Below are 22565 nucleotides of genomic sequence, written 5' to 3' on the forward strand. Positions count from 1 at the left end.
TAGTTCTGAAGCCTACGTGACGGGTCCGACATTCAACAGTCTGTTGATATTGCCGCGCGGTGATCAGCGGTGATCAATGTGCGCCGGCGCCGGTGAGGGCGCGTACCTCCAGTTCCTTGTACTTCTCGATGTCGGCCTCCTCGCGGGACAGGACCGTGCCGAGCCAGCCGAGGACGAAGCCCAGCGGAATGGAGACGATGCCGGGGTTGGTCAGCGGGAACCAGTGGAAGTCGCTGCCGGAGAAGAGGGCCTCGGGCGAGCCGGAGACCACCGGGGAGAAGATCACCAGGCCCACGGCGGAGATGAGGCCGCCGTAGATGGACCAGGTCGCGCCCTGAGTTTTGAAGCCCTTCCAGTAGAGGCTGTAGAGGATGGTCGGGAGGTTGGCGGAGGCCGCGACCGCGAAGGCGAGGGCGACCAGGGCGGCCGCGTTGAGTTTGGTGGCGTACATGCCGAGGACGATCGCCACCGCGCCGATCACGACCGCCGCGATCTTGGCGACGACGACCTCCTTCTGCTCGTCCTTCTCCCCCGACTCCCCCTTGCGGATCACATTGGCCCACAGGTCGTGGGCGAAGGAGGCGGACGAGGCCAGGGTGAGCCCCGCGACCACGGCGAGGATGGTCGCGAAGGCGACCGCCGAGATCACCGCCAGCAGGATCGCGCCCCAGGTGGAGCCCGCGCCGCCGCCCACGGCCTCGGCGAGTTGCGGGGCGGCGGTGTTGCCGGACTTGTCGACGGCGGTGATCTTCGCCGCGCCGACCAGGGCGGCGGCGCCGAAGCCGAGCGCGATGGTCATCAGGTAGAAGACGCCGATGATGCCGATCGCCCAGTTCACCGACTTACGGGCGGCCTTGGCGGTCGGGACCGTGTAGAAGCGCACCAGGATGTGCGGCAGACCGGCGGTGCCCAGGACGAGGGCGAGGCCGAGCGAGATGAAGTTGATCTTACTGGTGCCGTCGATGCCGTATTTCAGGCCCGGCTCCAGGAACTTCGAGCCCTGGCCGCTCTTTTCGGCGGCGGCGCCGAGCAGCGAGGAGATGTTCCAGTTGAACTTGTTGAGCACCAGGATCGTGATCAGCAGGGTGCCGAGGATCAGCAGCACGGCCTTGATGATCTGGACCCAGGTGGTGCCCTTCATGCCGCCGATGGTGACGTAGAGGACCATGACGATGCCGACGAGCGCGACGATCAGCCGCTTCGGCCCGTCGCCGGTGACCCCGAGCAGCAGCGAGACGAGCGCGCCCGCACCGACCATCTGGGCCAGCAGATAGAAGATCGAGACGACGATGGTGGAGGTGCCGGCCGCCGTACGGACCGGGCGCTGCTTCAGCCGGAAGGCCAGGACGTCGGCCATGGTGAAGCGGCCGGAGTTGCGCAGCGGTTCGGCGACCAGGAGCAGGGCGACCAGCCAGGCGACCAGGAAGCCGATGGAGTAGAGGAAGCCGTCGTAGCCGACCAGGGCGATGGCGCCGGCGATGCCGAGGAACGAGGCGGCGGACATGTAGTCGCCGGAGATCGCCAGGCCGTTCTGGAAGCCGGTGAAGGAGCGGCCGCCGGCGTAGAAGTCGGTGGCGTCCTTGGTCTGGCGGCCGGCCCAGACGGTGATGGCGAGGGTGGCCAGGACGAAGACCGCGAAGAGGCTGATGATCAGGGTGCGGTGTTCGCTCGCGACGGCCGCCGCGAGCGGGACCGTGTCCTGGGCGGTGATCAGCGGCGCGCTCATTCGGCTTCCTCCAGACGGCTCTTGAGCGCTGCGGCGCCCGGGTCGAGCTTGGCGTTGGCATAGCGGGAGTAAAGCCACGCGATGAGGAAGGTGGTGACGAACTGCGCGAGTCCCAGGACGAAAGCGACATTGATATTGCCGACGATCTTGGTGCCCATGAAGGAGTCCGCGTAGCTCGACAACACCACGTACAGCAGGTACCAGGCGATGAAGGCCACCGTGACGGGGAAGGTGAAGTTGCGGTACGAGCGCCGGAGTTGGACGAACTCCGAGCTCGCTTCGACCGCGGAGTAGGAGGCCGGGGTCGGTGGGCCGGAGGTGCTGGAGGTGCCTGAGGGTCGTGCGGAATCCACGGTTCCTCCTGTGGGGCGGAGCGGGTGTGGCGGCGGCGTGCGGGAGTGCGTGACGTGAGGTGCGTCACGTAAAGATCGGACTCGCGCATGGTAAAGGCCGGGCAACAGGCTTCGACAGGGGGCGGTAATTGAAAACTGGCCCTCTTTCGAGCCCCCGTCACGAACCTCTGTACGAAATGGAATCCGAGCTTTCCGCCGGGATCCATTGAAGGCACCCTCTGACCAGCGCTAGTTTCCATGGTCATGTACCCGTCCAAAGGCAACCCTGCCACCGGACGGGTCGCTGGACGATTGGAGAACCCATGGTTCCGCTGGTTAACCGGCCGGGGTGGCGTCCGAGACGGCGCCGCGCGCTCGCGATACCCATCGGCTTCGCGCTGGCGAGCGCGCTGGTGCTGCTGCCCAACTCGGCCTCGGCAGCGACGACCGGCAGCACGACGACCACGGCGGCGGCGGCCGACGGACCGCTGCTGTCGTACGTGGTGAACACCAGGCCCGACCGCTCCACCATCAAGTCCGTCGAGCGCGCGATAGCCGCGGCCGGCGGCGAGGTCGTCACCAGCTACGACAAGATCGGCGTCATCGTCGTCCACTCGGCGAACCCCGACTTCGGCCCGACGATCCGCAAGGTGCGCGGGGTTCAGACGGCCGGCGCGACCCGCACCGCCGCGCTCTCGGCGGCCTCGACGACGGACGAGGGCGCGCCTGAGGTGCTCACCGCAGCCGAGGTGGCCAAGGCCACCTCCCAGGCCGCCGACGGTCAGGAACCGCTCGAGGCCAACCAGTGGGATCTGCGGGCCATCGGCGCCGACAAGGCCGCCAAGATCAACCCGGGCAGCAGCAAGGTCACCGTCGCCGTCCTCGATGTGGGCGTCGACGACACCCACCCGGACCTGACCGCCAACTTCTCCGCCTCGCAGTCCGCGAACTGCGTCGGCGGCGTGGCGGACACGAGCTACGGAGCCTGGCGCCCGTACACCTCCGCCAACTACCATGGCACCCACGTGGCCGGTGAGATCGCCGCCGCCCGCAACGGCATCGGTGTCGCCGGGGTCGCCCCGGGCGTGAAGGTCGCCTCCATCAAGGTGGCCGACCCGGTCACCCAGCTCTTCTACCCGGAGAGCGTGGTCTGCGCCTTCGTCTTCGCCGCCGACCACGGCGTCGAGATCACCAACAACAGCTACTACATCGACCCGTGGCTCTACAACTGCCTCGACGATCCCGACCAGCTGGCCATCGTCGACGCCGTCAACCGGGCCTCGCTCTACTCGCAGAGCAAGGGCGTCCTCAACGTCGCGTCGGCCGGCAACTCCAACGACGACCTCGACTCCCACGCGATCGTCGACGCCTCCAGCCCGGACGACTCGACCGCGGTCACCCGCACCGTCGACCCGCACAAGTGCTTCGACATCCCGACCCAACTGCCGGGCGTCGCGACCGTTTCCGCGACGGGCGTGCAGAACCTCAAGTCGTACTACTCCAGTTACGGCCTCGGGGTCATCGACGTCGCCGCCCCCGGCGGTGACAAGTACCAGATCCCGGACACCCCGGACGCCAACGGCCGGATCCTGTCCACCCTGCCGGACAACACGTACGGCTACCTGCAGGGCACCTCGATGGCGAGCCCGCACGTGGCCGCCGTCGCGGCGCTGGTGAAGAGCACGCACCCGCACGCCACCCCGGCGCAGGTGCTGCGGATCCTCAAGGCCGAGGCCGACAACCCCGGCTGCCCGACCGGGATCTACGACCCCGACGGCAACGGCGTCGAGGACTCCACCTGCACCACGGGCAAGAGCGTCAACAGCTTCTACGGCTCCGGCATCGTCGACGCGCTCGCCGCGGTGACCGGGAAGTAGGCCGCCTGCACCGCCCTTGGGGTGCTCAGAGCCTGACGAGCGTCTTGAGGGCGGTGCGGTCGTCCATCGCCGCGTAACCGCCCGGTACGCCCTCCAGGCCGACGGTGAGGTCGAAGACCGGGGACGGGTCGATGGTGCCGTCCAGCACGTCGGGCAGCAGCTCGGGGATGTACGTACGGACCGGGGCGACCCCGCCGCGCAGCGCGATGTTGCGGTTGAACATGATGCCCAGGTCGAGCCCGGTACCGCTGCCGTGGGGGACACCGACGTAGCCGATGGCGCCGCCGTCGCGGGCGATGCCGACCGCGGTACGCATGGACTGCTCGGTGCCCACGGCCTCGATGACCGCGTGGGCGCCCTGGCCCCCGGTGAGCTCCCGGACCGCCTCGACGGCGGCGTCGCCCCGCTCGGCCACGATGTCGGTGGCGCCGAACTTCCGGGCGATGTCGGTACGTACGGTGTGGCGCCCCAGCGCGATGATCTGCTCGGCGCCCAGCCGGCGGGCGGCCAGCACGCCGCACAGGCCGACCGCGCCGTCGCCGACCACAGCGACCGTGCTGCCGGGCTTCACTCCGGCGCCCACGGCGGCGTGGTGGCCGGTGCCCAGCACGTCGGAGAGGGACAGCAGGGCGGTGAGCAGCCGCTCGTCGGAGGCCGCCTCCGCGGGCAGCTTCACCAGGGTGGCCTCGGCGAAGGGCACCCGTACGGCCTCGCCCTGGCCGCCGTCGGAGCCCACCGAGCCCCAGAAGCCGCCGGCCGGGCAGGAGGTCGTCAGGCCCTCGACGCAGTGCTCGCAGACGCCGTCCGACCAGACGAACGGCGCCACGACCAGGTCGCCCGCCTTGAGCCCCGCCACCTCGGAGCCGGTCTCCTCGACCACGCCCAGGAACTCGTGCCCGATCCGCTGGCCCGGCTGCCGCGGCGACTCCCCCCGGTACGCCCACAGGTCGCTGCCGCAGATGCAGGCCAGCACCACCCGCACCACGGCGTCCCCGGATTCCCTGATCGCGGCGTCCGGCACCTCCTCGACCCGGATGTCACGAGGGGCGTTGATGACGGTGGCGCGCATGGGGGTGTCCTTGTCGCTGCTCAGATGGTGATCGCGGTCCTTTCACGGTACCTGAGCAGCCCCGAGGCCAGCGCGTACTGGGCGGCCGCGTACGTCAGCATGATCCAGAAGCCGGGTGCGCCGGTGATGATCAGGGTGTCCGACAGCAGGAAGAGCGCGCCGCCCGCCGCCGTGCGCGGGCCGCGTGTCGTCGCGGCCGCCGCCATCGCCGTGAGCAGCAGGCTGTACGCCGTCACCGGGATCCGCATGCCCGGTTCCAGGCCGGGCCACAGCAGGGTGAGGGTGGCCGCCCAGAGCAGGGCGTATGCGGCGGCGGTGGTCCTCTTCGGGCGCCCGAAGAGGGCCAGGTAGCAGACGTGCCCCGCGGCGAAGCAGCCCATCCCGGCGAGGAACGCGGGCTTCGCGTCGCTCAGCAGGAGCACGTCTCCGGCCCAGCCGCAGAGCAGTGCGGCGAGGAGGAGGCGGGGGCCGCGGTTCGCTGCCGCGTACGCCGCGAGCAGGGGCATGAGGAGGGGCTTGGCGACTGCGTGGGCGGTGTGGGATCCGGCGAGCAGGGCGCCGAGGTCGGCGGCGGTTGCCAGGGCGAAGGCGGCGGCCAGCCGGCCTCGGACCGTCAGCCGCCGGCGCACCGCCGGCCACCCACCGTCGTGGTGCGCGTCCGTCGCCGGGTGCGGCCGGGTTGGGCCAGCCTCCCCCAAAGCTTCCTTTGGGAGGTGCCCCCACCCCCAGCTAGACGCTGGGAGGTGCCCCCATCTCGCTTCGCTCGCCTCAGGCGGACGGCCTACCCCCAACCCGGGGTCGGGGGCGGCAGCCTCGGTCACGCCGCACGCTCGGCGACGGGCTGCGGCGTCGTGGGCGCCTGGGGCACCCAGCCGGGGCCGCGGAAGAGGCGACCGGCGCGTTCGCGCCAGGTGTGGGCGGTGCGGAGGTCGCGGGCGATGGCGGCGTATTCGTGGGTGGCGACGCGGAGGGGGTTGTGGGTGGAGATGTTCTTGGTGAGGCCGTAGACGGGGCGGTCGGTCTCGGGGGTGAAGGAGCGGAAGAGGCGGTCCCAGAGGATGAGGATGCCGCCGAAGTTGCGGTCCAGGTAGCCGCCTTGGGAGGCGTGGTGGACGCGGTGGTGGGAGGGGGTGTTGAGGACGTACTCGAAGGGGCGGGGCAGTTTGTCGATGCGCTCGGTGTGGATCCAGAACTGGTAGACGAGGTTGGCCGACGAGCAGAAGGCGAGGGCGGCCGGGTGGACGCCGCAGGCGATCAGGGGGAGGTAGAAGGGCCAGACGGTGAGGCTGGTCCAGGGCTGGCGCAGCGCCGTGGAGAGGTTGAACTTCCGGCTGGAGTGGTGGACGACGTGGCAGGCCCACAGGATGCGGATGACGTGGTGGCCGCGATGCGACCAGTAGTAGAAGAAGTCCTGCGCGAGGAGCATCAGCGGGACCGTCCACCACAGCACGGGGACGCGCAGTGGGGTCAGTTCGTAGACGGCGGTGTAGATCGCGACGATCGGGATCTTCCAGGCCAGGTCGAAGACGAGGCTGCCGAGCCCCATGGAGATGCTGGTGGCGGCGTCCTTCGCCTCGTACCCGGCGGAGTCCTCGTCGGGGTGGAGGCGATAGCTCACGATCTCGACGACGGTGAGTAGCACGAAGGCAGGTATGGACCACAGCACGACATCGGGCAGGTTCGGCATGCGTGCACCGTAGAGGCGCACGGCGGTCACGGCTAGATATTGTTACCGAGAAGTATGTAAGACGTGGTGTCAGCGACGCTCACACCCCGGCCGCCCCCAGCAGCGACCCTGCTCCGTACGTCACCGCCATGGCCAGCGCGCCGCCGGCCACGTTGCGCAGGATCGCCGGGCGGACCGGGGCCGCGCCGAGGCGGGCGCTGCGCCAGCCGGTCAGGACCAGGGCCACGAGGACCGAGCCGACGGTGATCGGCAGCCGGAGCACCGCGGGCGGCAGCACGATGGCGAGCAGCGGCAGCAGGGCGCCCACGGTGAAGGCCAGGAAGCTCGCCCCGGCGGCGTTCCAGGGGTTGGTGAGCTCGTCGGGGTCGATGCCCAGTTCGATGCTGGCGTGGGCGCGCAGGGCGTCCCGCGCGGTGTACTGCCGGGCGACTTCCAGGGCCAGTTCGGAGGTGAGCCCCTGCTCCTCCAACAGCCCGGCCAGCTCGGCGAGTTCGGCCTGCGGCTCGGTGCGCAGCTCGCGCTCCTCCTTCGCCAGGGCGGCCTTCTCCGAATCGCGCTGGGTGCTCACCGACACGTACTCGCCGGCCGCCATGGACAGCGACCCGGCCAGCAGTCCCGCGAGGCCCGCCGTCAGCAGGGCGCTGCGCGAGTCGGTGGCCCCGGCGACGCCGACCACGAGGCCGGCCGTCGAGACCACGCCGTCGTTGGCGCCCAGCACCGCCGCCCGCAGCCAGTTGAGCCGTGCGCCGAGGTCGCCGCTGTGGGCCTCGTCATGCGTGGGTGTCTCGTCGCTCACCCGGCGAGCGTACGGCTCACGGGGGGTTCGGCCACTGTCAGTGGCGGCCCGTATGGTGGTCCACCATGCACGCGTCCCTGATTCCGCAGCAGCCGTGGCCAGAGGCCTATCCCGACGGATACGCCGTCGTGGACGTCGAGACCACGGGGCTGGGCCGCGACGACCGGATAGTGTCGGCGGCCGTCTACCGGCTGGACGCCCAGGGCGACGTGCAGGACCACTGGTACTCCCCCGTCAATCCGCAGCGCGATCCGGGACCCGTGTGGATTCACGGCCTCACGAGCCGGATGCTCGCCGACGCCCCGCTCTTCCCGGAGATCGCCGCCGAGCTGGCCGAACGCCTCGACGGCCGGGTGCTGGTCGCGCACAACGCGGTCTTCGACTGGTCGATGCTGGCCCGCGAATACTCACGCGCCAACTCGGCGGCGCCGGTGGAGCACCGGCTGTGCACCATCGTGCTGTCCAAGGAGCTGCGGCTGCCGCTGGCCAACCACAAGCTGGAGTCGCTGGCCGCGCACTACGGCGTCGTACAGCAGCGCGCCCACCATGCGCTGGACGACGCCCGCGTGCTGGCCGAGTCCTTCCGGCCCAGCCTGCATCTGGCGGCGGCCGCCGGGATGCGGTTGCCGCTGCACGCCTGCCGGCCGCTGACCGAATGGGTCGACGGGGGCATGTCCGGCCGTTCCAGCGGCTCGGCGGGCTACCGCTCGACCTATCGGCCGATGAGCTGGCGGCCGTCCCGCAAGCGGCCTGCTTGCCCCTACCCCAATCCGGGGCGGATGGCGGCGGACGGGCCGCTGGTGCAGGGCATGCGGGTCGCCTTCTCGGGTGACACGGCGATCGACCGCGAGCTGCTGGAGGACCGGGCCACGGACGCCGGGTTGCATGTGGCGTCGTCGGTGAGCCGGCTGACCAGCCTGCTGGTCACCAACGACCCGGAGTCCCCGAGCACCAAGGTCGCCAAGGCCGGGCAGTTCGGCACGCCGGTCGTCGACGAACGGCGCTTCGTCGAACTGCTCAAGGCAGTGGCCCCCGCGCCGGACGTCCACGGCTGACCCGCCGATCGGGTGGCGCCGCCGCGACGCACCCGGCTTCCGGTTGCCGGGTCCGGCGGCGCGCCCCACTCTGGGCCTCATGGCCCGATGTGAAGTGTGCGGAAACGACTACGTCATGAGCTTCGAGGTGCACGCCCAGGGGGCTGTGCACGTGTTCGACAGCTTCGAATGTGCCATCCACCGGATGGCCCCCATCTGCGAGCACTGCATGGTGCGGATCGTCGGCCACGGCGTCGAGGTCGACGGCCGCTGGTACTGCGGTGGTCACTGCGCCAAGGCGGAAGGCGCGGCCGGCATCGTCGACCGGGTGGGCTCGCTGCCGGCCTGAGTCCGGGGTGAGCACAGCCTGAGCCCGGGCCGAACGTGCCCCTCCGATCGGGCGCCGGGACAGCGGATGTAACGTCGATGCCGTGTACCGCTTCCTGTTGTCCCGGCAGTGGGTGATCCTCACGCTGATCGCCCTGCTCGTCATGCCCACCATGTACCGGCTGGGCTTCTGGCAGCTGCACCGGCACGACCGCAAAGAGGCGACCAACCAGCTCATCCACCGGAATCTGGCCGCCAAGGCCGTGCCGGTCGAGTCGCTGACCGGGCCGGCGCGGACCGTGCCGTCCACGGACACCTACCGCACGGTCATCCTGCGGGGGCACTACGACACCGCGCACGAGCTGGTCGCCCGGCAGCGCACGGCGGCGGACGGCGACAGCATCGGCTACCACGTCATCACGCCGCTGGTGCTGGCCGACGGCAGGGCCGTGCTGGTCAACCGGGGCTGGATCGCCGCGGGGAACGACCTCACGACGTTTCCGAAGGTCCCCAAGGCGCCCGGCGGCGAGGTCACCCTCACCGGGCGGCTGCGCCCGGACGAGACCACGTCCGAGACGGGCATCCGCAACCGCGTCGGCCTGCCCGCCCGCCAGATCTCGCTGATCAACAGCACCCTGGTCACCGACCAGGTGCCCGAGACCCTGGTCGGCGGCTACGTCGAGCTGGCGTCCACCTCCCCCAAGCCGACCGGCAAGCAGCCCGAGCTGATCGCCAGTCCCGCCGACATCAGCTCCGCGCTCAACATGGGCTACGCCATCCAGTGGTGGCTGTTCACCGTCATGGTCCCGGTCGGTTGGGTCATCCTGGTCCGCCGCGAGCGCAGGGAACGCCTCGCGGCGGGGGCGAAGGCCGAAGGTCAGGCCCTGGAACCGGACCCGGCGACCGCTGGAGTCGCGTCCCCCTGACCCGCCGAGGCACGCTACAGAGACGGCATTCACCGGTCCGTAGATCTGAGAGAGGCGGGCACCGTGCCAGGACTCATCGAGGACTACGCGCTCATCGGCGACCTGCAGACCGCCGCGCTGGTCGGCAGGGACGGCTCCATCGACTGGCTGTGCCTGCCTCGCTTCGACTCCGCCGCCTGCTTCGCCGCCCTGCTCGGCGACCAGGAGAACGGCCACTGGCGGATCGCCCCGGCCCATGGGCCCAGAAACTGCGCCCGGCGCTCGTACATCGGCGACACCCTGGTCCTGGAGTCGGTCTGGGAGACCGGCTCCGGCACCGTCAAGATCATCGACCTCATGCCGCAGCGCGACCACGCCCCGGACGTCATCCGCATCGTCGAGGGCGTGTCGGGCCGCGTGGCGATGAAGGGCGAGCTGCGACTGCGCTTCGACTACGGCAGCATCGTCCCCTGGGTGCGGCGCGTCGACGGCCACCGGGTCGCCATCGCGGGGCCCGACTCGACGTGGCTGCGCAGCGAGCCCGAGGTCCACACGTACGGCAAGGACTTCTGCACCTACGCCGAGTTCGCGGTCTCCCAGGGCGAGCGGGTCGCCTTCGTCCTCACCTGGCACCCCTCGCACGAGAAGCGGCCGCAGCTGGTCGATCCGTACGAGTCCCTGGAACAGAGCCTGGAGGACTGGGAGAAGTGGTCCTCCCAGTGCCGCTACGACGGCCCGTGGCGGGACGCGGTGCTGCGCTCGCTGATCACCCTCAAGGCGCTCACGTACGCCCCCAGCGGGGGCATCGTCGCCGCCGCGACCACCTCCCTCCCCGAGGAGATCCGGGGCGTGCGCAACTGGGACTACCGCTACTGCTGGCTGCGCGACTCGACGCTGACCCTCAACGCGCTGGTGACCAGCGGTTTCATGACCGAGGCCGCCGAGTGGCGGGACTGGCTGCTGCGCGCGGTCGCCGGAGACCCCGCCGATCTGCAGATCATGTACGGCATAGAGGGCGAACGACGGCTGGCGGAGACCGAGATCCCGTGGCTCGACGGCTACGAGGCCTCGCTGCCGATCCGGGTCGGCAACGCGGCGGTCGACCAGCTTCAGCTCGACGTCTACGGGGAGGTCATGGACTCCCTCTTCCTCAGCCGTGCCGCCGGGATGGACACGGAGCACCACACCTGGGCGGTCCAGCGCGCCATGATGAACTTCCTGGAGGGCAAGTGGCGCGAGCCCGACGAGGGCCTGTGGGAGGTGCGCGGCGACCGGCAGCACTTCGTGCACTCCAAGGTCATGGCCTGGGTGGCCGCCGACCGCGCCGCGCGCACGCTGGAAAGCCGGCCCCAGCTCAGGGGCGACCCGGCCCGGTGGCGGGCGATGCGCGACGAGGTGCACCGCGAGGTGCTGCGCAAGGGATTCGACCCGGCGCGCAACACCTTCACGCAGTTCTACGGCTCGCGGGAGCTGGACGCCGCCACGCTGCTGATCCCGCAGGTCGGCTTTCTTCCGGCGACCGACCGGCGGGTCATCGGCACGGTCGACGCGGTCCGGCGCGAGCTGGACCACGGCGGGTTCGTACGCCGCTACACGCTGGAGGAGAGTAGCGTCGACGGTCTGCCCGGCGGTGAAGGGTCCTTCCTCGCCTGCTCGTTCTGGCTCGCCGACGCCCTGCACCGGACCGGCCGGGAGGACGACGCCCGCACGCTCTTCGAGAAGCTGCTCGCGCTGCGCAACGACGTCGGGCTGCTCGCGGAGGAATGGGACCCGGTCGAGGACCGCCAGCTCGGCAACTTCCCGCAGGCGTTCAGCCACATCGGCCTGGTCAACACGGCACTGACGCTGTCCGGCCTCGACAGCGCCCGGCAAGCCGTCAGCTGACCCGCGAGGCCCGGTGGCTGACGGCCCGCAGCCGCGCCTCCGCCGGGAGGGCGGGCAGCGCCGCCGAGGCGCGGGCACGCTCCAGTACGTAGGCGTCGAGCTCGGTGAGCAGGGCGCCGGGGTCGGCGTGCGGGGCGAGGGCGAGGAGCAGCCGGACGGTGGGGGCGTCGCGCCGGATGGTGAGGGCCGCGTGGGCGTGGGCGACGCCGGGGAGGCTCTCGGTCTCGGCGGCGACGATGTTCTCCAGGGCCCGGCCGCGCAGCACCACGCCCTGGCCGTCTCCGCTGTCCCCGCCGTCCACCTGGATCTGGCGGATCCGGCGGTCGCGGAACTGCGCCAGCAGCCACCACAGCGCCACCAGGACGACGACGCCGAGGACCCCGATCACGGTGGGCCACCACCAGTCCTCGCCCCGGTAGCGGTGGCGGGCGGCGGCGCTGAGCAGCACGTCGTGTGCGCTGCCGTACGGCCAGTGGCCGAGGCCGCCCGCCAGCACGGCCAGGCCGGCCGCGAGCAGCACCAGCCCGGTCAGCCCGAGCAGCAGCCGGTTGACGGTGGTACGCATCCCGTCGTCACCCCCCTGCCGTACGGCGGACGGACAGCGCCAGCGCGAGCGGCCGGGCCAGGGACAGCCGCGCCAGCCCGTCGGCGAGCGCGGCGTCGAGGTCGGCCCGTACGGAGTCGGTGTCCCGGTAGCTCACTTCGGCGCGCACCCGGGCCCGCCGCCGGCCGACCGAGACCCGCGCCGACCGGACGCCGGGGACCTCCATCGCCTTGTCGCGCAGGGCGAGTTCGGCGGCGTGGCGGTCGAGCCCGGCCCGGATGGGGGTGGTGTCGCGGCGCATGGGCAGCACGGTCCGCAGCCCCGGTGTGGCGGCCAGCAGCAGGAGCCAGAGGCCGAGGGCGGCGGCCACGGCGGCGCCTGTGACGACCCAGACGTCGTTCAGCGGGCGGTTCGCCAGTTCGTGGGCGAGCGTCCTGCGCCAGGCCATCCCGGGCCGGTGGGCGCGTACGGCGGTGACGTCGTAGAGCAGCAGGCCGGCGGCGCCGAGCACGACCAGCGCCGTCAGGGCGGCCGGGATCCTGCGGGCGGACCAGAAGCGGCGGGCGCGCGGCGTGGCTGTCGCGGTGGTGGGCGGCGCCTGGGTCGGGGCGCTCATCTGACTCTCCCTTCGTCCTCGCGGTGGGTGGCCGGCGAGTGCAGGCGCTCCACCTCCACGGCGACCTCGGGGACCGCGATGCCGGTCAACGCCTCGACGCGGTCGGCGACATGGCGGCGTACGGTGCGGGCCACGGCAACGATGTCGTTGGGGTAGCCGAGTTCGACCGACAGTCTGAGGTGGGCCTTCCCGCGCCGCACCGCGACGGAGGCGTTGGGTTCGGTGCCGGGGGGCACGTGCTGGGCCTCGGGCGCGTCGGACAGGGCGTCACGAGCCGCGCGGGCGGCGATCTTGGCGATGACGCGGTCCGCGATGCGCAGCGAGCCGCGGTCGGCGGCGGCAGCGGTCACCGGTGCCCTCCCACGTTCACCGGCGCCGGTCGCGGCCGCGAAAGAAGTCGCCCAGCTCCATGTCGCCGTCGAGCAGCCGTCCCGCGACGAAGCCCACGGCGCCGAGCGCGGCGACCAGCAGGAAGGCGGCGAACCCGCCGAAGTATCCGGCGAAGCCGAGCGCCATTCCCACGATCAGGCCCACCACGGCATTGCTCATCAACGGCACCTCACTGGACCCTCTGCTCGGTCTGCTCGTCATCGAAGTCGTCGGGCAGCTTCACATCGCCGACCACGATGTTGACCTCGACGACCTCCAGCCCGGTCATCCGCTCGACCGCCACGATCACGTTCTCCCGCACCACGCGGGCGACTTCGACGATCGACACGCCGTAGTCCACCACGATGGCCAGGTCGAGCGCGGTCTGCACCTCGCCGACCTCCGCCCTGACGCCGGGCGTCTGCGACTTCCCGCCGGGGACCCGGTCGCGTACGGCGCCGAACGTGCGGGAGAAGCCGGAGCCGAGGGCGTGCACGCCCAGGACGTCCCGGGCGGCGAGCCCGGCGATCTTCTCCACGACGCCGTCGGAGATGGTGGTACGACCCCGGGTGGCCGGATCGCCGAGCGGTACCCGCCGTCCCGACACGCCCGGGCCCACCCCCGGACCGGTGCCCTGCTCCAGGGTCTTGCCGTTGCCGGCGCCCTCCAGCGCGGTGTCGCTCATCTCGAGTCGTCCCCTCTCCGGTTCCGGCTGGTCCATGCCCCAGACTAGGTGCCGGAGGTGACAGCCGCGATGACGTCGGACCGTTTGGCTCAAGCCGTACGCGAGCAGGTCGCCATGGGCCGTGTCCTGCCGCTCGGCGGGTCCGCCGACGCCGCCTGGATCACCGAGCAGGCGGCGGCCCGAGTGCTGCGTACGGCGGCCGCCGGGTTGGGCTCGGTACGGATCACGGCCCTGCGCATCGGCCGGGACGGCCTCGTGGCCGCCGAGTTCGAGGCCACCGTCGCCCGGCCGCTGCCGTTCACCTCCGACGGCCTGCGGCGCGCGCTCTGGGACGCCGCGCACGACCGGCTCGGCCTGGAGGTGACCGCCGTCGACCTGACGGTCACCGGGCTCCTTGACGAGGCCCCGGGTGCGACGGAATCCGTACCGGATCCCCTGCCGCCGTCCGCCGGGGTGGTGGTGGCGAGCTCCCTGACGGAGGCGGTGCGCGCCGTGCCGGGGGTGGCCGGGGTGACCTCGCGGCTCGGCGACTTCAGCCCGGCCCCGTACGGTCCGTGGGTACAGATCGCCGTGGCCGCCGGTCACCGCGCGCTGGACGTCGCCAGGGCGGTGGCGGAGGCGGTGGGCCCGGTGACCGTGGTCGTCACCGAAGTGGCGTAACTCCCGCTGGGCGGAGGCGGTTACTCGCCCACCCCAGCGAGGTCCCGCAGCCGGCGGCCCTGCGCGGCGCGCTCGGCGGCGCGCTGGTCGTCGTACGCACGGCCGGAGGCCTCGCGCAGCAGGGCCTTGGTCTCGATGACGGCGTCGCGTGGGGCGGCGAGCAGGGGGGCGGCGAGGTCCTTGACGGCTGCATCGAGCTCGGCGGCGGTCACGACGACGTTGGCGAGGCCGATGCGCTCGGCCTCGTCGGCCTTGACGAAGCGGCCGGTGGCGCAGATCTCGAGCGCGCGGCCGTAGCCGACGAGGTCGAGCAGCGGCTTGGTGCCGGTGAGGTCGGGGACGAGCCCGAGGCTGGTCTCGCGCATGGCGAACTGCACGTCGTCGGCGACGACCCGCAGGTCGCAGGCGAGGGCCAGCTGGAAGCCCGCCCCGATGGCGTGGCCCTGGACGGCGGCGATGGAGATGATGTCGTTGCGCCGCCACCAGGTGAAGGCCTCCTGATAGGAGGCGATGGCGGCGTCGAGTTCGGCCTCGGAAGCGCGTGCGAGGTCGATGAAGGACGGTTCGCCGTCAAAGCCTTCGGGGGTGAACGCCTGGCGGTCCAACCCTGCGGAGAAGGACACGCCTTCCGCGCGCAGTACGACCACCCTGACACTGCCCGGCAGCAGCCGGCCGGCCTCGGCCAACGCCCGCCACAGAGCGGGCGACTGGACATTCCGCTTGCCCGGGTTGCTCAGCGTGACAGTGGCGAGGTGGAGGGGTTCCTCCGCCGTGAGCAGTACGCCGTCACGGTCGAGCAGCACAGTGGGGTCGGACATCGGGCACCTCCGAGCGAACCGCGGATTCGATTACCGAAGAGTAACCACCCGGTCGGTCAGCAATGCGACCGGGTGGCACCCGCAACGGATACCGGAAAACCACGAACCGCAGCCACGAGAGGCGCCGACGTCCGTCAGGACGCGGGGACCTTCTTGCCCCGTGTCGCTCCGCCGCGACCACGCAGGGTCACGCCGGACTCGCTGAGCATCCGGTGTACGAAGCCGTAGGAACGGCCGGTCTCTTCGGCCAGTGCCCGGATGCTCGCACCGCCGTCGTACTTCTTCTTCAGGTCTGCCGCGAGCTTTTCGCGCGCGGCTCCGGTTACCCGGCTGCCCTTCTTCAGAGTCTCGGCCACCCGTGCCTCCTCCAGGGAAGTGCGCTTCGGACTCTCATGATCACCCCTTGCGCGCTTCCTGGCCACCCATTCGGCAAGGTCCGTGCGACAACATTTCCGCCGCGAGAGGCGCCCGGGGCCCGGCATTCCCGGACGCGGCGCGAGAGCCGTGAAGAAAGGGCAGGTCACCATGGTCGGTAAGGAGTTTCCCCACGTGACATGGCTGATCGACACAGAGAGTCGCCAAGCCGCGGATCACCACGCCGGGGTATGAGCTCGTCTCACACAGATGAAGGATCACCCGTAGGCCGAATGATCCATACGGTTGATCCAACCGAGTGCGTCAGGCCAGCGAGACGAGGTCCGCGTAGTCCTCGCCCCACAGGTCCTCGACGCCGTCGGGCAGCAGGATGATCCGCTCGGGCTGCAGCGCGTGCACCGCGCCCTCGTCGTGGGTGACGAGCACGACCGCGCCCGTGAAGGTGTGCAGCGCGCCGAGGATCTCCTCGCGGCTGGCCGGGTCGAGGTTGTTGGTGGGCTCGTCGAGCAGCAGCACATTGGCGCTGGAGACCACGAGCGTGGCCAGGGCGAGGCGGGTCTTCTCTCCGCCGGAGAGCACCCCGGCGGGCTTGTCGACATCGTCACCCGAGAAGAGGAACGAGCCCAGCGTCTTACGGATCGCGACCAGGTCCATGTCGGGCGCGGCCGAACGCATGTTCTCCAGGACGGTGCGGTCCGGGTCGAGGGTCTCGTGCTCCTGCGCGTAGTAGCCGAGCTTGAGGCCGTGGCCGGGCTCGACCTGACCGGTGTCGGGCTTCTCGACGCCGGCGAGGAGCCGCAGCAGGGTGGTCTTGCCCGCGCCGTTGAGGCCGAGGATGACGACCCGCGAGCCCCTGTCGATCGCCAGGTCGACGTCCGTGAAGATCTCCAGCGATCCGTACGACTTGGACAGGCCCGTGGCCATCAGCGGCGTCTTGCCGCAGGGCGCCGGGTCGGGGAACCGCAGCTTGGCGACCTTGTCGGACTGCCGTACCTCGTCCAGGCCGGCGAGCAGCTTCTCGGCGCGGCGGGCCATGTTCTGCGCGGCGACGGTCTTGGTGGCCTTGGCGCGCATCTTGTCGGCCTGCGAATTGAGGGTCGCGGCCTTCTTCTCGGCGTTCTGGCGCTCGCGCTTGCGGCGCTTCTCGTCGTCCTCGCGCTGCTGGAGGTACTTCTTCCAGGTCATGTTGTAGATGTCGATGTGGGAGCGGTTGGCGTCCAGGTAGAAGACCTTGTTGACGACCGTCTCGACCAGGTTGATGTCGTGGGAGATCACGACGAAGCCGCCGCGATAGGTCTTCAGGAAGTCCCGCAGCCAGCTGATCGAGTCGGCGTCGAGGTGGTTGGTCGGCTCGTCGAGCAGCAGCGTGTCCGCGTCCGAGAACAGGATCCGCGCCAGCTCGACCCGGCGGCGCTGACCGCCGGAGAGGGTGTGCAGGGGCTGGCCCAGCACCCGGTCGGGCAGGCCCAGCGCGGCGGAGATGGTGGCGGCCTCGGCCTCGGCGGCGTAACCGCCCTTGGTGAGGAACTCGGTCTCCAGGCGCTCGTACCTCTTCATCGCCTTTTCGCGGGTGGCGCCCTGGCCGGTGGACATCCGCTCCTCGTTCTCGCGCATCTTGCGCAGCACCTCGTCCAGCCCACGGGCGGACAGGATGCGGTCGCGGGCGAGGACGTCGAGGTCGCCGGTGCGCGGGTCCTGCGGGAGGTAGCCCACCTCGCCGGAGCAGGTGACGGTGCCGGCCGCGGGCTGGCCCTCGCCGGCCAGGACCTTGGTGAGGGTGGTCTTGCCGGCACCGTTGCGGCCGACGAGGCCGATGCGGTCGCCGCGGGCGATACGGAAGGAAGCGGACTCGATGAGGACGCGGGCTCCGGCGCGCAGCTCAAGGCCGGTGGCAGTGATCACGGGAAAGACTCCAGGGCGTGGCGGACGGCAGTGCGGACGGTCGAGGTCGTGCGGTGCCGTCTAATGCGCGAGGAGAACTGCCATGCGAGCAGTCTACCGGGCGGGGGCCACCGGATTGCCAAGCGGTTTTTCGGTCACCCGCACCCTATGGACGACGTGACGCGGACCAACACCGGGAAAGTGCTGTATCCGGCCACCGGCTTCAGCAAGGGCGAGGTGCTGGATTACTGGGAGCGGATCGCCCCGGTCCTGCTGCCCCACGTACGCGGGCGCCCGGCCTCCTTCAAGCGCTTCCCGGACGGGGTGGACGCGGAGGGCTTCTTCCAGAAGAACGCGCCGCGCGGCACCCCGGACTGGGTGCGGACCGTCGAGCTGCCGTCGCCGGGGTCCACGAAGGGGCGGCAGACGGTGCGGTATGTGGTGGTCGAGGATGCGCGGACGCTGATGTGGGCGGCGAATCTGGCGGCGCTGGAGATCCATGTGCCGCAGTGGCGGGTCGGTCCGCGCGGCGGGGTGCACGACCCGGACCTGATGGTGTTCGACCTGGATCCGGGGGCGCCGGCGACCGTCGTGGAGTGCTGCCGGGTGGCACTGATGATCCGCGAGGAGCTGGCCAGGGACGGGCTCGACGCCTGGCCGAAGGTGTCGGGCTCCAAAGGGCTGCACGTCCACGTACCGCTGAAGCCGGTGAAGGGCACACGGGCGACGGCGTACGCGCGGGGGCTCGCGGAGCGGCTGGTGGAGCGTGAACCGGAGCTGGTGGTGGCCGAGATGGACAGGTCGCTGCGGGGCGGCAAGGTCTTCGTGGACTGGAACCAGAACAACCCGGCCCGTACGACGGTCGCCCCCTACTCGCTGCGGGCGTGCAGCGAGCCGACGGTGGCCGCGCCGGTGTCGTGGGAGGAGGTCGAGGGGTGCCGTGCTCCGGAGGATCTGCGATTCCTGCCGGAGGATGTGCTCGCACGCCTGGAGAAGGCCGGTGACCTGCTGGAACCGAACCCCAAGGGCGATTGTCGGACCCCGCTGCCAGACTGAGGTGACTCAGCTCACACAGGGAGCTCGGAGCTCGTCAAGGGGAGAGTGATCGTCATGGCCGGCAATGGAGCCGCCCCCACCGTCTACCCGGCGCTGCGCTATCGCGACGCCAAGGCGGCCATCGCCTTCCTCAAGGACGCGTTCGGCTTCACCGAGGTGGCTGTTCACGAGGGCGGAGGCGGGGTGGTCCACCACGCCGAACTCGCTTACGGGAACGGCATGGTGATGCTCGGCAGCGCGCAGAACGACAGCGAGTTCGGCCGGGCCGCGAAGGACCTCGGCCCGAGCTCGGTCTATGTGGTGGTGCAGGACACCGACGCCCACCATGCGCGGGCGGTGGCGGCCGGCGCCGAGGTCGTCATGCCACTGACCGACCAGGACTACGGGTCACGGGACTACACGGCCCGCGACCCGGAGGGCAATCTCTGGAGCTTCGGCACCTATCTGCCGCGGATACCGCCGACCTCGGGCTGACTGCGACATGGGTCACTCGGCTCCCGTGTGGACCTGGAAGGCGGCGCGGCGCATCGCCTTGGCCAGGGCCGGGTCGGGGTGGGCGGCGGCGAGCGCGACCAGCACCTGGACGGTGCGGGGGTGCCCTATGGCGGTCAGCTCCGCCAGGAGGCGGGGTACCGAGCCCTGCAGGGCGGCCTCCAGGTGGCTGACCAGCAGATGACTCTCGCCGTGCTCGGCGACGGCCGCGGCGGTGTCCACCCAGAGCCAGGTGGCCTCCTCGCGGGTGAGCAGTTCGGCGGCGGCATCCGGGTCGCCGCCTTCCTGCTCGGCGATCCACATCAGGGCGTACGGGCGCAGCGAGGCCTCGTCGATGACAGCGCGCACGGCGGGCTCCGCGGGGGCGCCCACGGAGCGGAGCACCTCGAAGGCGAGGCCGCGCAGCAGGGCGTCGTCGCCACGGGCGACGTCGAGCAGTTCGGCGACCGCCTGGGCGACCGGGCGGGCGGCGAGCCACGCCTGGTGCTCGGCACGGGCCGGCCGGGGGGACAGGCCGACGCAGGCCTTGAGCATCTCCTCGGCGGACTGCTCGATGTTCCCGGCAGGGCCCTGGGCGGCCACGCAGATCTGCTCCAGCTTGACCCATACCGCCCAGCTGCCGAGCGCGGTGATCGTCACCTCTTCCGCGCGCCCGGGGCCGCGCGGGTACAGGGCGCCCACGCGGGCGAGGGCTTCCAGGGTCCAGTCCAGGAGCGGCGGAAGCTCGTCGCGGCTGCCGCTGCTGCCGTCGGCGGGGGGCTCGTGGCGTTCCTCACGCAGCTCGGCCACCCGCTGCCGCAGCAGGTCGAGCAGCACGGCGACCGCCACGGGCCCGGAGGACAGGTGCAGGAGGGAGAGCAGCTGAGGGGCGGCCTCGACGACCTCCGCGACCAGCGAGGGGTCGGCACCCTCGCACGCGGGGTGCTCATCGGCGGGGTGCGCGAGCGACCACGCGTCGAAGAGGGCGACCCAGCCACGCAGGACGGCGGTGTCGTCCCGGTCCCACGCGCGCAGCCGCCAGCCCGGGCGGGCGGAGCCCTTGTGCAGCTCGATCAGCCCGGCCAGCCGTGCCCTGTCCCACGCCGCCCGCACCTGCCGGTCCGTCAGCCGCAGTGCGGCCGCGCCCCGCTGGACGTCGACGTCCCGCAGTATCCCGCCGGCCCCGGGGCGGGCGGTGCCGGTAGCCAGGCCGGTCGCGGCGTCGGCCCAACGGGCCAGGCGTACGGCGTCGATGAGCTCGTTTCTGGCCCGGCGGGCGAGTTCGGAGAGCGGCGGGGTCCCCTCCGGTGGTCTGGGCGGACGTGAGCGGCGCGCTGCGGCGGCGCGGGGCGCGGCTGCCAGCGGCCTGCGGGGGACGAGGCGGAGCGGAGTGTCTCGCGGGATACGGGACGTCACGGGAGCAGTCTTGCGGGTGAGTACCCGGATTCCCAAACGAGCGTCCCCGTCACGCGATGGGTCATGGGTGGTTTGTCTGTATGGTGGCGTTTTGCACCCGCGCCGGGCCGCCGGGCGCGGTCAGACCAATGGGGTCAGGAAACGGCGCAGTGCTTCCTCGTAGCGGTCCGGGTCGCGGTTCCACATGGCGGCGTGCGGCGCCTCGGCGACGGCCTGGAGGGACACGAGGTCCGGGCGGGCCTCGGCGAGGCGCCGGGAAGGTGCCCAAGGGGCGAGGGTGTCGTCCGGGCCGTGGAAGATCAGGGTGGGGACGCGCAGGCGGGCCGGGTCGGCGGAGTCGCTGATGCGGGCCGCGTGCAGGCCGGTGCGGCCTTCGGCGGCGCGTACGCCGAGCGGGAGCAGCGGGGCGGGCACACCGTGGTTGGCGGCGGCCTCACGGACCGTGGACCGCCAGTCGAGGACGGGCGAGTCGAGGACCAGGCCGCTGACCCGGTTGTGCAGCGGGGAGTGGTCGGCGGCACGCAGCGCCATGGTCGCGCCGATGGACCAGCCGTGGAGCACCAGGCGCCGGGCGCCGTGCCGGACGGCGTAGCGCATGGCCGCGTCGAGGTCGCGCCACTCGGTGTCGCCGAGATGCGCGATGCCGTCCGGGGAGCGCGGCGCGCCGGGGTCGTTGCGGTAGGTGATGTCCAGGACCGGGATGCGGCGGCGGTGCAGGGCGGGCACGACGCCGAGGGGCTGCTCGCGGGTGGCGCCGAGGCCGTGGGCGGTGATGACCCAGACGTCGCGGGCGCCGGGGATGAACCACGCGGGCAGCAGACCCAGTTCGCCGGGGACCTGGACCTCGCTGAAGTCCAGGCCGAGCGCCTCGCGCGGGTCGCCCGCGTAGACCTGCGGGGTGAGCCGTACCGCCTCGCCCGACTTGAGGGCGCCGCGCTGGACATGGCGCAGGCGGCGGGTGACGGAGTCGGGTGCGGTGGCGGTGATCTCCCCGACCTGGGCGTGGACGCCGTCGCCGGTCAGCCCGTAGACGCCGGGGCGGGCGGAGGCGAGGGTGCGGGTGAGGGTGACGTGGGTGTCGTCGGCGGCGTGCACGGTGAGCGGCGGCTCGGGTTCCGCACCGTCGCGGTTCGGCTTCAGGGCGAAGCCCGAGGCGTACCGGCCGGCCGCGACGGCGGCGGTGCCGGCGCCCAGGAGTGTCGTGGCGGTCAGGGCTGCCGCGGTTCGTAGGCGCATCCGTTCCAGTGTCGGCGCCGTACGGCGCGACGGCCAGTGGGCGGCGGCGGGCCGGGAGGAATCCCGCACCCCGCCCCTTCCCGAAACCAGGGGGCACGCCCCCTGGACCCGCTGTCCTCAATGGCCGGACGGGCTAATTGGGCTGGCCGTAGTCGCGGAGTTTTTCCGCTACGCGGGCCAGTTCGCGCTTGGACAGCAGGGAGGGGGAGAAGCCGTCCACGGATCGGGCGGCGAGCCAGACCTGGCACATCCATTCGAGCTGGGCGGTGCGCTCGTAGGCCTGGTCGAGGTCGTCGCCGTAGACGATGGTGCCGTGGTTGCGGATCAGGCAGCCGGTGCGCTCGCGGAGGGCGTGGAGGACGTTGGCGGCGAGCTCTTCGCTGCCGTACGTGGCGTAGTCGGCGACGCGGATCTTGCCGCCGAGGGCGGCCGCCATGTAGTGGATGGCGGGCAGCTCGTAGAGGAGGGTGGAGACGGCGGTGGCGTGCACGGCGTGGGTGTGGACGACGGCGCGGGCGTCGGTGCGGAGGTAGATGGCCAGGTGCATCGGCAGTTCACTGCTCGGCCGCAGCTCGCCGACGACCTGCTTGCCGTCGAGGTCGACGGCGACGATGTCCTGGAGGCCGATGCGGTCGTACGGGATGCCGCTCGGGGTCACCAGGATGAGGTGGCCGACCCGGGCGGAGACGTTGCCGGACGTGCCGACCACGAGTCCGTCGTCGACCATGCGGCGGGCCGTGGCCACCAGTTGCATCCACGGCTGTTCCAGACCGTCCCGGCCTTCGCGCTCCGACATTCGCC

General features: G+C 71.5%; 25 protein-coding genes. 8 read left to right on the top strand and 17 right to left on the bottom strand.

Annotated features, from left to right (window positions below; genetic code table 11):
• Positions 1-73: 73 nt before the first annotated feature.
• Both ACFXJ5_RS22620 and ACFXJ5_RS22625 read right to left on the bottom strand, forming a co-directional pair.
• Entirely contained in the window at positions 74-1726 is a 1653-nt protein-coding gene (locus ACFXJ5_RS22620; protein WP_384633823.1) for a cation acetate symporter, read from the bottom strand.
• A complete protein-coding gene (locus ACFXJ5_RS22625; protein ID WP_384633826.1) occupies positions 1723-2079 on the bottom strand; it encodes a DUF485 domain-containing protein in 357 nt (118 codons plus the stop codon). Before ACFXJ5_RS22625 ends, ACFXJ5_RS22620 begins: the two co-directional genes overlap by 4 nt.
• Before the next feature lie 302 nt (positions 2080-2381).
• Here ACFXJ5_RS22625 and ACFXJ5_RS22630 point away from each other — a divergent pair, with 302 nt between their 5' ends.
• Complete coding sequence (locus ACFXJ5_RS22630; RefSeq protein WP_384633829.1) at positions 2382-3935, top strand: S8 family serine peptidase; 1554 nt, start codon at positions 2382-2384, stop codon at positions 3933-3935.
• 25 nt (positions 3936-3960) lie between these two features.
• Here ACFXJ5_RS22630 and ACFXJ5_RS22635 read toward each other — a convergent pair whose 3' ends face one another.
• The 4 genes from ACFXJ5_RS22635 to ACFXJ5_RS22650 all read right to left on the bottom strand — a co-directional run bounded on the left by ACFXJ5_RS22635 (position 3961) and on the right by ACFXJ5_RS22650 (position 7487).
• Positions 3961-5004 carry a zinc-dependent alcohol dehydrogenase family protein gene (locus tag ACFXJ5_RS22635; protein WP_384633832.1) on the bottom strand — a complete coding sequence of 348 codons (1044 nt, stop codon included), beginning with the start codon at positions 5002-5004 and terminating at the stop codon, positions 3961-3963.
• 20 nt (positions 5005-5024) lie between these two features.
• Positions 5025-5633 (bottom strand): lysoplasmalogenase, encoded by a 609-nt coding sequence (locus ACFXJ5_RS22640; protein WP_384633835.1) that lies wholly within the window; start codon positions 5631-5633, stop codon positions 5025-5027.
• A gap of 188 nt (positions 5634-5821) precedes the next feature.
• Positions 5822-6691, bottom strand: coding sequence for a sterol desaturase family protein (locus ACFXJ5_RS22645; protein WP_384633838.1), 870 nt, complete (start codon positions 6689-6691; stop codon positions 5822-5824).
• 79 nt (positions 6692-6770) lie between these two features.
• Entirely contained in the window at positions 6771-7487 is a 717-nt protein-coding gene (locus ACFXJ5_RS22650; RefSeq protein WP_384633841.1) for a VIT family protein, read from the bottom strand.
• A 65-nt stretch (positions 7488-7552) separates the two neighbouring features.
• On the opposite strand from ACFXJ5_RS22650, the gene ACFXJ5_RS22655 reads away from it, so the two are divergent.
• From ACFXJ5_RS22655 to ACFXJ5_RS22670, 4 genes are all read left to right on the top strand, one after another.
• Positions 7553-8542, top strand: a complete 990-nt coding sequence (locus ACFXJ5_RS22655) for a DEDDh family exonuclease (RefSeq protein WP_384633844.1) — start codon at positions 7553-7555, stop codon at positions 8540-8542.
• Between the two features lie 79 nt (positions 8543-8621).
• Positions 8622-8870, top strand: a complete 249-nt coding sequence (locus tag ACFXJ5_RS22660; RefSeq protein WP_127354416.1) for a hypothetical protein — start codon at positions 8622-8624, stop codon at positions 8868-8870.
• An 82-nt stretch (positions 8871-8952) separates the two neighbouring features.
• Positions 8953-9774, top strand: coding sequence for an SURF1 family cytochrome oxidase biogenesis protein (locus ACFXJ5_RS22665; RefSeq protein WP_384633847.1), 822 nt, complete (start codon positions 8953-8955; stop codon positions 9772-9774).
• Positions 9775-9837: 63 nt separating this feature from the next.
• Positions 9838-11637, top strand: coding sequence for a glycoside hydrolase family 15 protein (locus tag ACFXJ5_RS22670; RefSeq protein WP_384633850.1), 1800 nt, complete (start codon positions 9838-9840; stop codon positions 11635-11637).
• Here the strand turns inward: ACFXJ5_RS22670 and amaP are convergent.
• From amaP to ACFXJ5_RS22695, 5 genes are read right to left on the bottom strand one after another with little or no spacing between them, the layout of a single operon-like run.
• The gene (gene amaP / locus ACFXJ5_RS22675; RefSeq protein ID WP_384633853.1) at positions 11630-12202 is read right to left on the bottom strand and encodes an alkaline shock response membrane anchor protein AmaP; all 573 of its coding nucleotides are present in this window, start codon (positions 12200-12202) and stop codon (positions 11630-11632) included. The two genes, ACFXJ5_RS22670 and amaP, sit on opposite strands and share 8 nt — an antisense overlap.
• Positions 12203-12209: 7 nt before the next feature.
• Positions 12210-12797: a DUF6286 domain-containing protein gene (locus tag ACFXJ5_RS22680; RefSeq protein ID WP_384633855.1), complete on the bottom strand. Its 588-nt coding sequence runs from the start codon at positions 12795-12797 to the stop codon at positions 12210-12212.
• On the bottom strand, positions 12794-13147 hold the full coding sequence (locus ACFXJ5_RS22685) for an Asp23/Gls24 family envelope stress response protein (RefSeq protein WP_384633858.1): 354 nt from the start codon (positions 13145-13147) through the stop codon (positions 12794-12796). Before ACFXJ5_RS22685 ends, ACFXJ5_RS22680 begins: the two co-directional genes overlap by 4 nt.
• Before the next feature lie 16 nt (positions 13148-13163).
• On the bottom strand, positions 13164-13346 hold the full coding sequence (locus ACFXJ5_RS22690; protein ID WP_384633861.1) for a hypothetical protein: 183 nt from the start codon (positions 13344-13346) through the stop codon (positions 13164-13166).
• Positions 13347-13356: 10 nt separating this feature from the next.
• Positions 13357-13851: an Asp23/Gls24 family envelope stress response protein gene (locus ACFXJ5_RS22695; protein WP_384633863.1), complete on the bottom strand. Its 495-nt coding sequence runs from the start codon at positions 13849-13851 to the stop codon at positions 13357-13359.
• A gap of 69 nt (positions 13852-13920) precedes the next feature.
• Here ACFXJ5_RS22695 and ACFXJ5_RS22700 point away from each other — a divergent pair, with 69 nt between their 5' ends.
• Positions 13921-14511, top strand: a complete 591-nt coding sequence (locus tag ACFXJ5_RS22700; protein ID WP_384633866.1) for a hypothetical protein — start codon at positions 13921-13923, stop codon at positions 14509-14511.
• Positions 14512-14531: 20 nt separating this feature from the next.
• Here the strand turns inward: ACFXJ5_RS22700 and ACFXJ5_RS22705 are convergent, their stop codons facing one another.
• The 3 genes from ACFXJ5_RS22705 to ACFXJ5_RS22715 form a co-directional block, all read right to left on the bottom strand.
• Entirely contained in the window at positions 14532-15329 is a 798-nt protein-coding gene (locus tag ACFXJ5_RS22705; protein WP_384633869.1) for an enoyl-CoA hydratase/isomerase family protein, read from the bottom strand.
• A gap of 134 nt (positions 15330-15463) precedes the next feature.
• Positions 15464-15685 (bottom strand): helix-turn-helix domain-containing protein, encoded by a 222-nt coding sequence (locus ACFXJ5_RS22710; protein ID WP_329319527.1) that lies wholly within the window; start codon positions 15683-15685, stop codon positions 15464-15466.
• Positions 15686-16007: 322 nt separating this feature from the next.
• A complete protein-coding gene (locus tag ACFXJ5_RS22715) occupies positions 16008-17606 on the bottom strand; it encodes an ABC-F family ATP-binding cassette domain-containing protein (protein ID WP_384633872.1) in 1599 nt (532 codons plus the stop codon).
• A gap of 147 nt (positions 17607-17753) precedes the next feature.
• Between ACFXJ5_RS22715 and ligD the strand changes: the two genes are divergently transcribed.
• On the top strand, positions 17754-18641 hold the full coding sequence (gene ligD / locus ACFXJ5_RS22720) for a non-homologous end-joining DNA ligase (RefSeq protein WP_384633875.1): 888 nt from the start codon (positions 17754-17756) through the stop codon (positions 18639-18641).
• A gap of 54 nt (positions 18642-18695) precedes the next feature.
• On the top strand, positions 18696-19115 hold the full coding sequence (locus ACFXJ5_RS22725; RefSeq protein WP_384633878.1) for a VOC family protein: 420 nt from the start codon (positions 18696-18698) through the stop codon (positions 19113-19115).
• Positions 19116-19127: 12 nt separating this feature from the next.
• Here the strand turns inward: ACFXJ5_RS22725 and ACFXJ5_RS22730 are convergent, their stop codons facing one another.
• The 3 genes from ACFXJ5_RS22730 to ACFXJ5_RS22740 all read right to left on the bottom strand — a co-directional run bounded on the left by ACFXJ5_RS22730 (position 19128) and on the right by ACFXJ5_RS22740 (position 22560).
• Entirely contained in the window at positions 19128-20528 is a 1401-nt protein-coding gene (locus ACFXJ5_RS22730; RefSeq protein WP_384633881.1) for a hypothetical protein, read from the bottom strand.
• A 120-nt stretch (positions 20529-20648) separates the two neighbouring features.
• Positions 20649-21764, bottom strand: coding sequence for an alpha/beta hydrolase (locus ACFXJ5_RS22735; protein ID WP_384633884.1), 1116 nt, complete (start codon positions 21762-21764; stop codon positions 20649-20651).
• Between the two features lie 133 nt (positions 21765-21897).
• Positions 21898-22560 carry a class II aldolase/adducin family protein gene (locus ACFXJ5_RS22740; RefSeq protein ID WP_384633886.1) on the bottom strand — a complete coding sequence of 221 codons (663 nt, stop codon included), beginning with the start codon at positions 22558-22560 and terminating at the stop codon, positions 21898-21900.
• Positions 22561-22565: the final 5 nt, after the last annotated feature.

It is taken from the genome of Streptomyces sp. NPDC059373 (genome assembly GCF_042751495.1).
Taxonomy (GTDB): Bacteria; Actinomycetota; Actinomycetes; order Streptomycetales; family Streptomycetaceae; genus Actinacidiphila.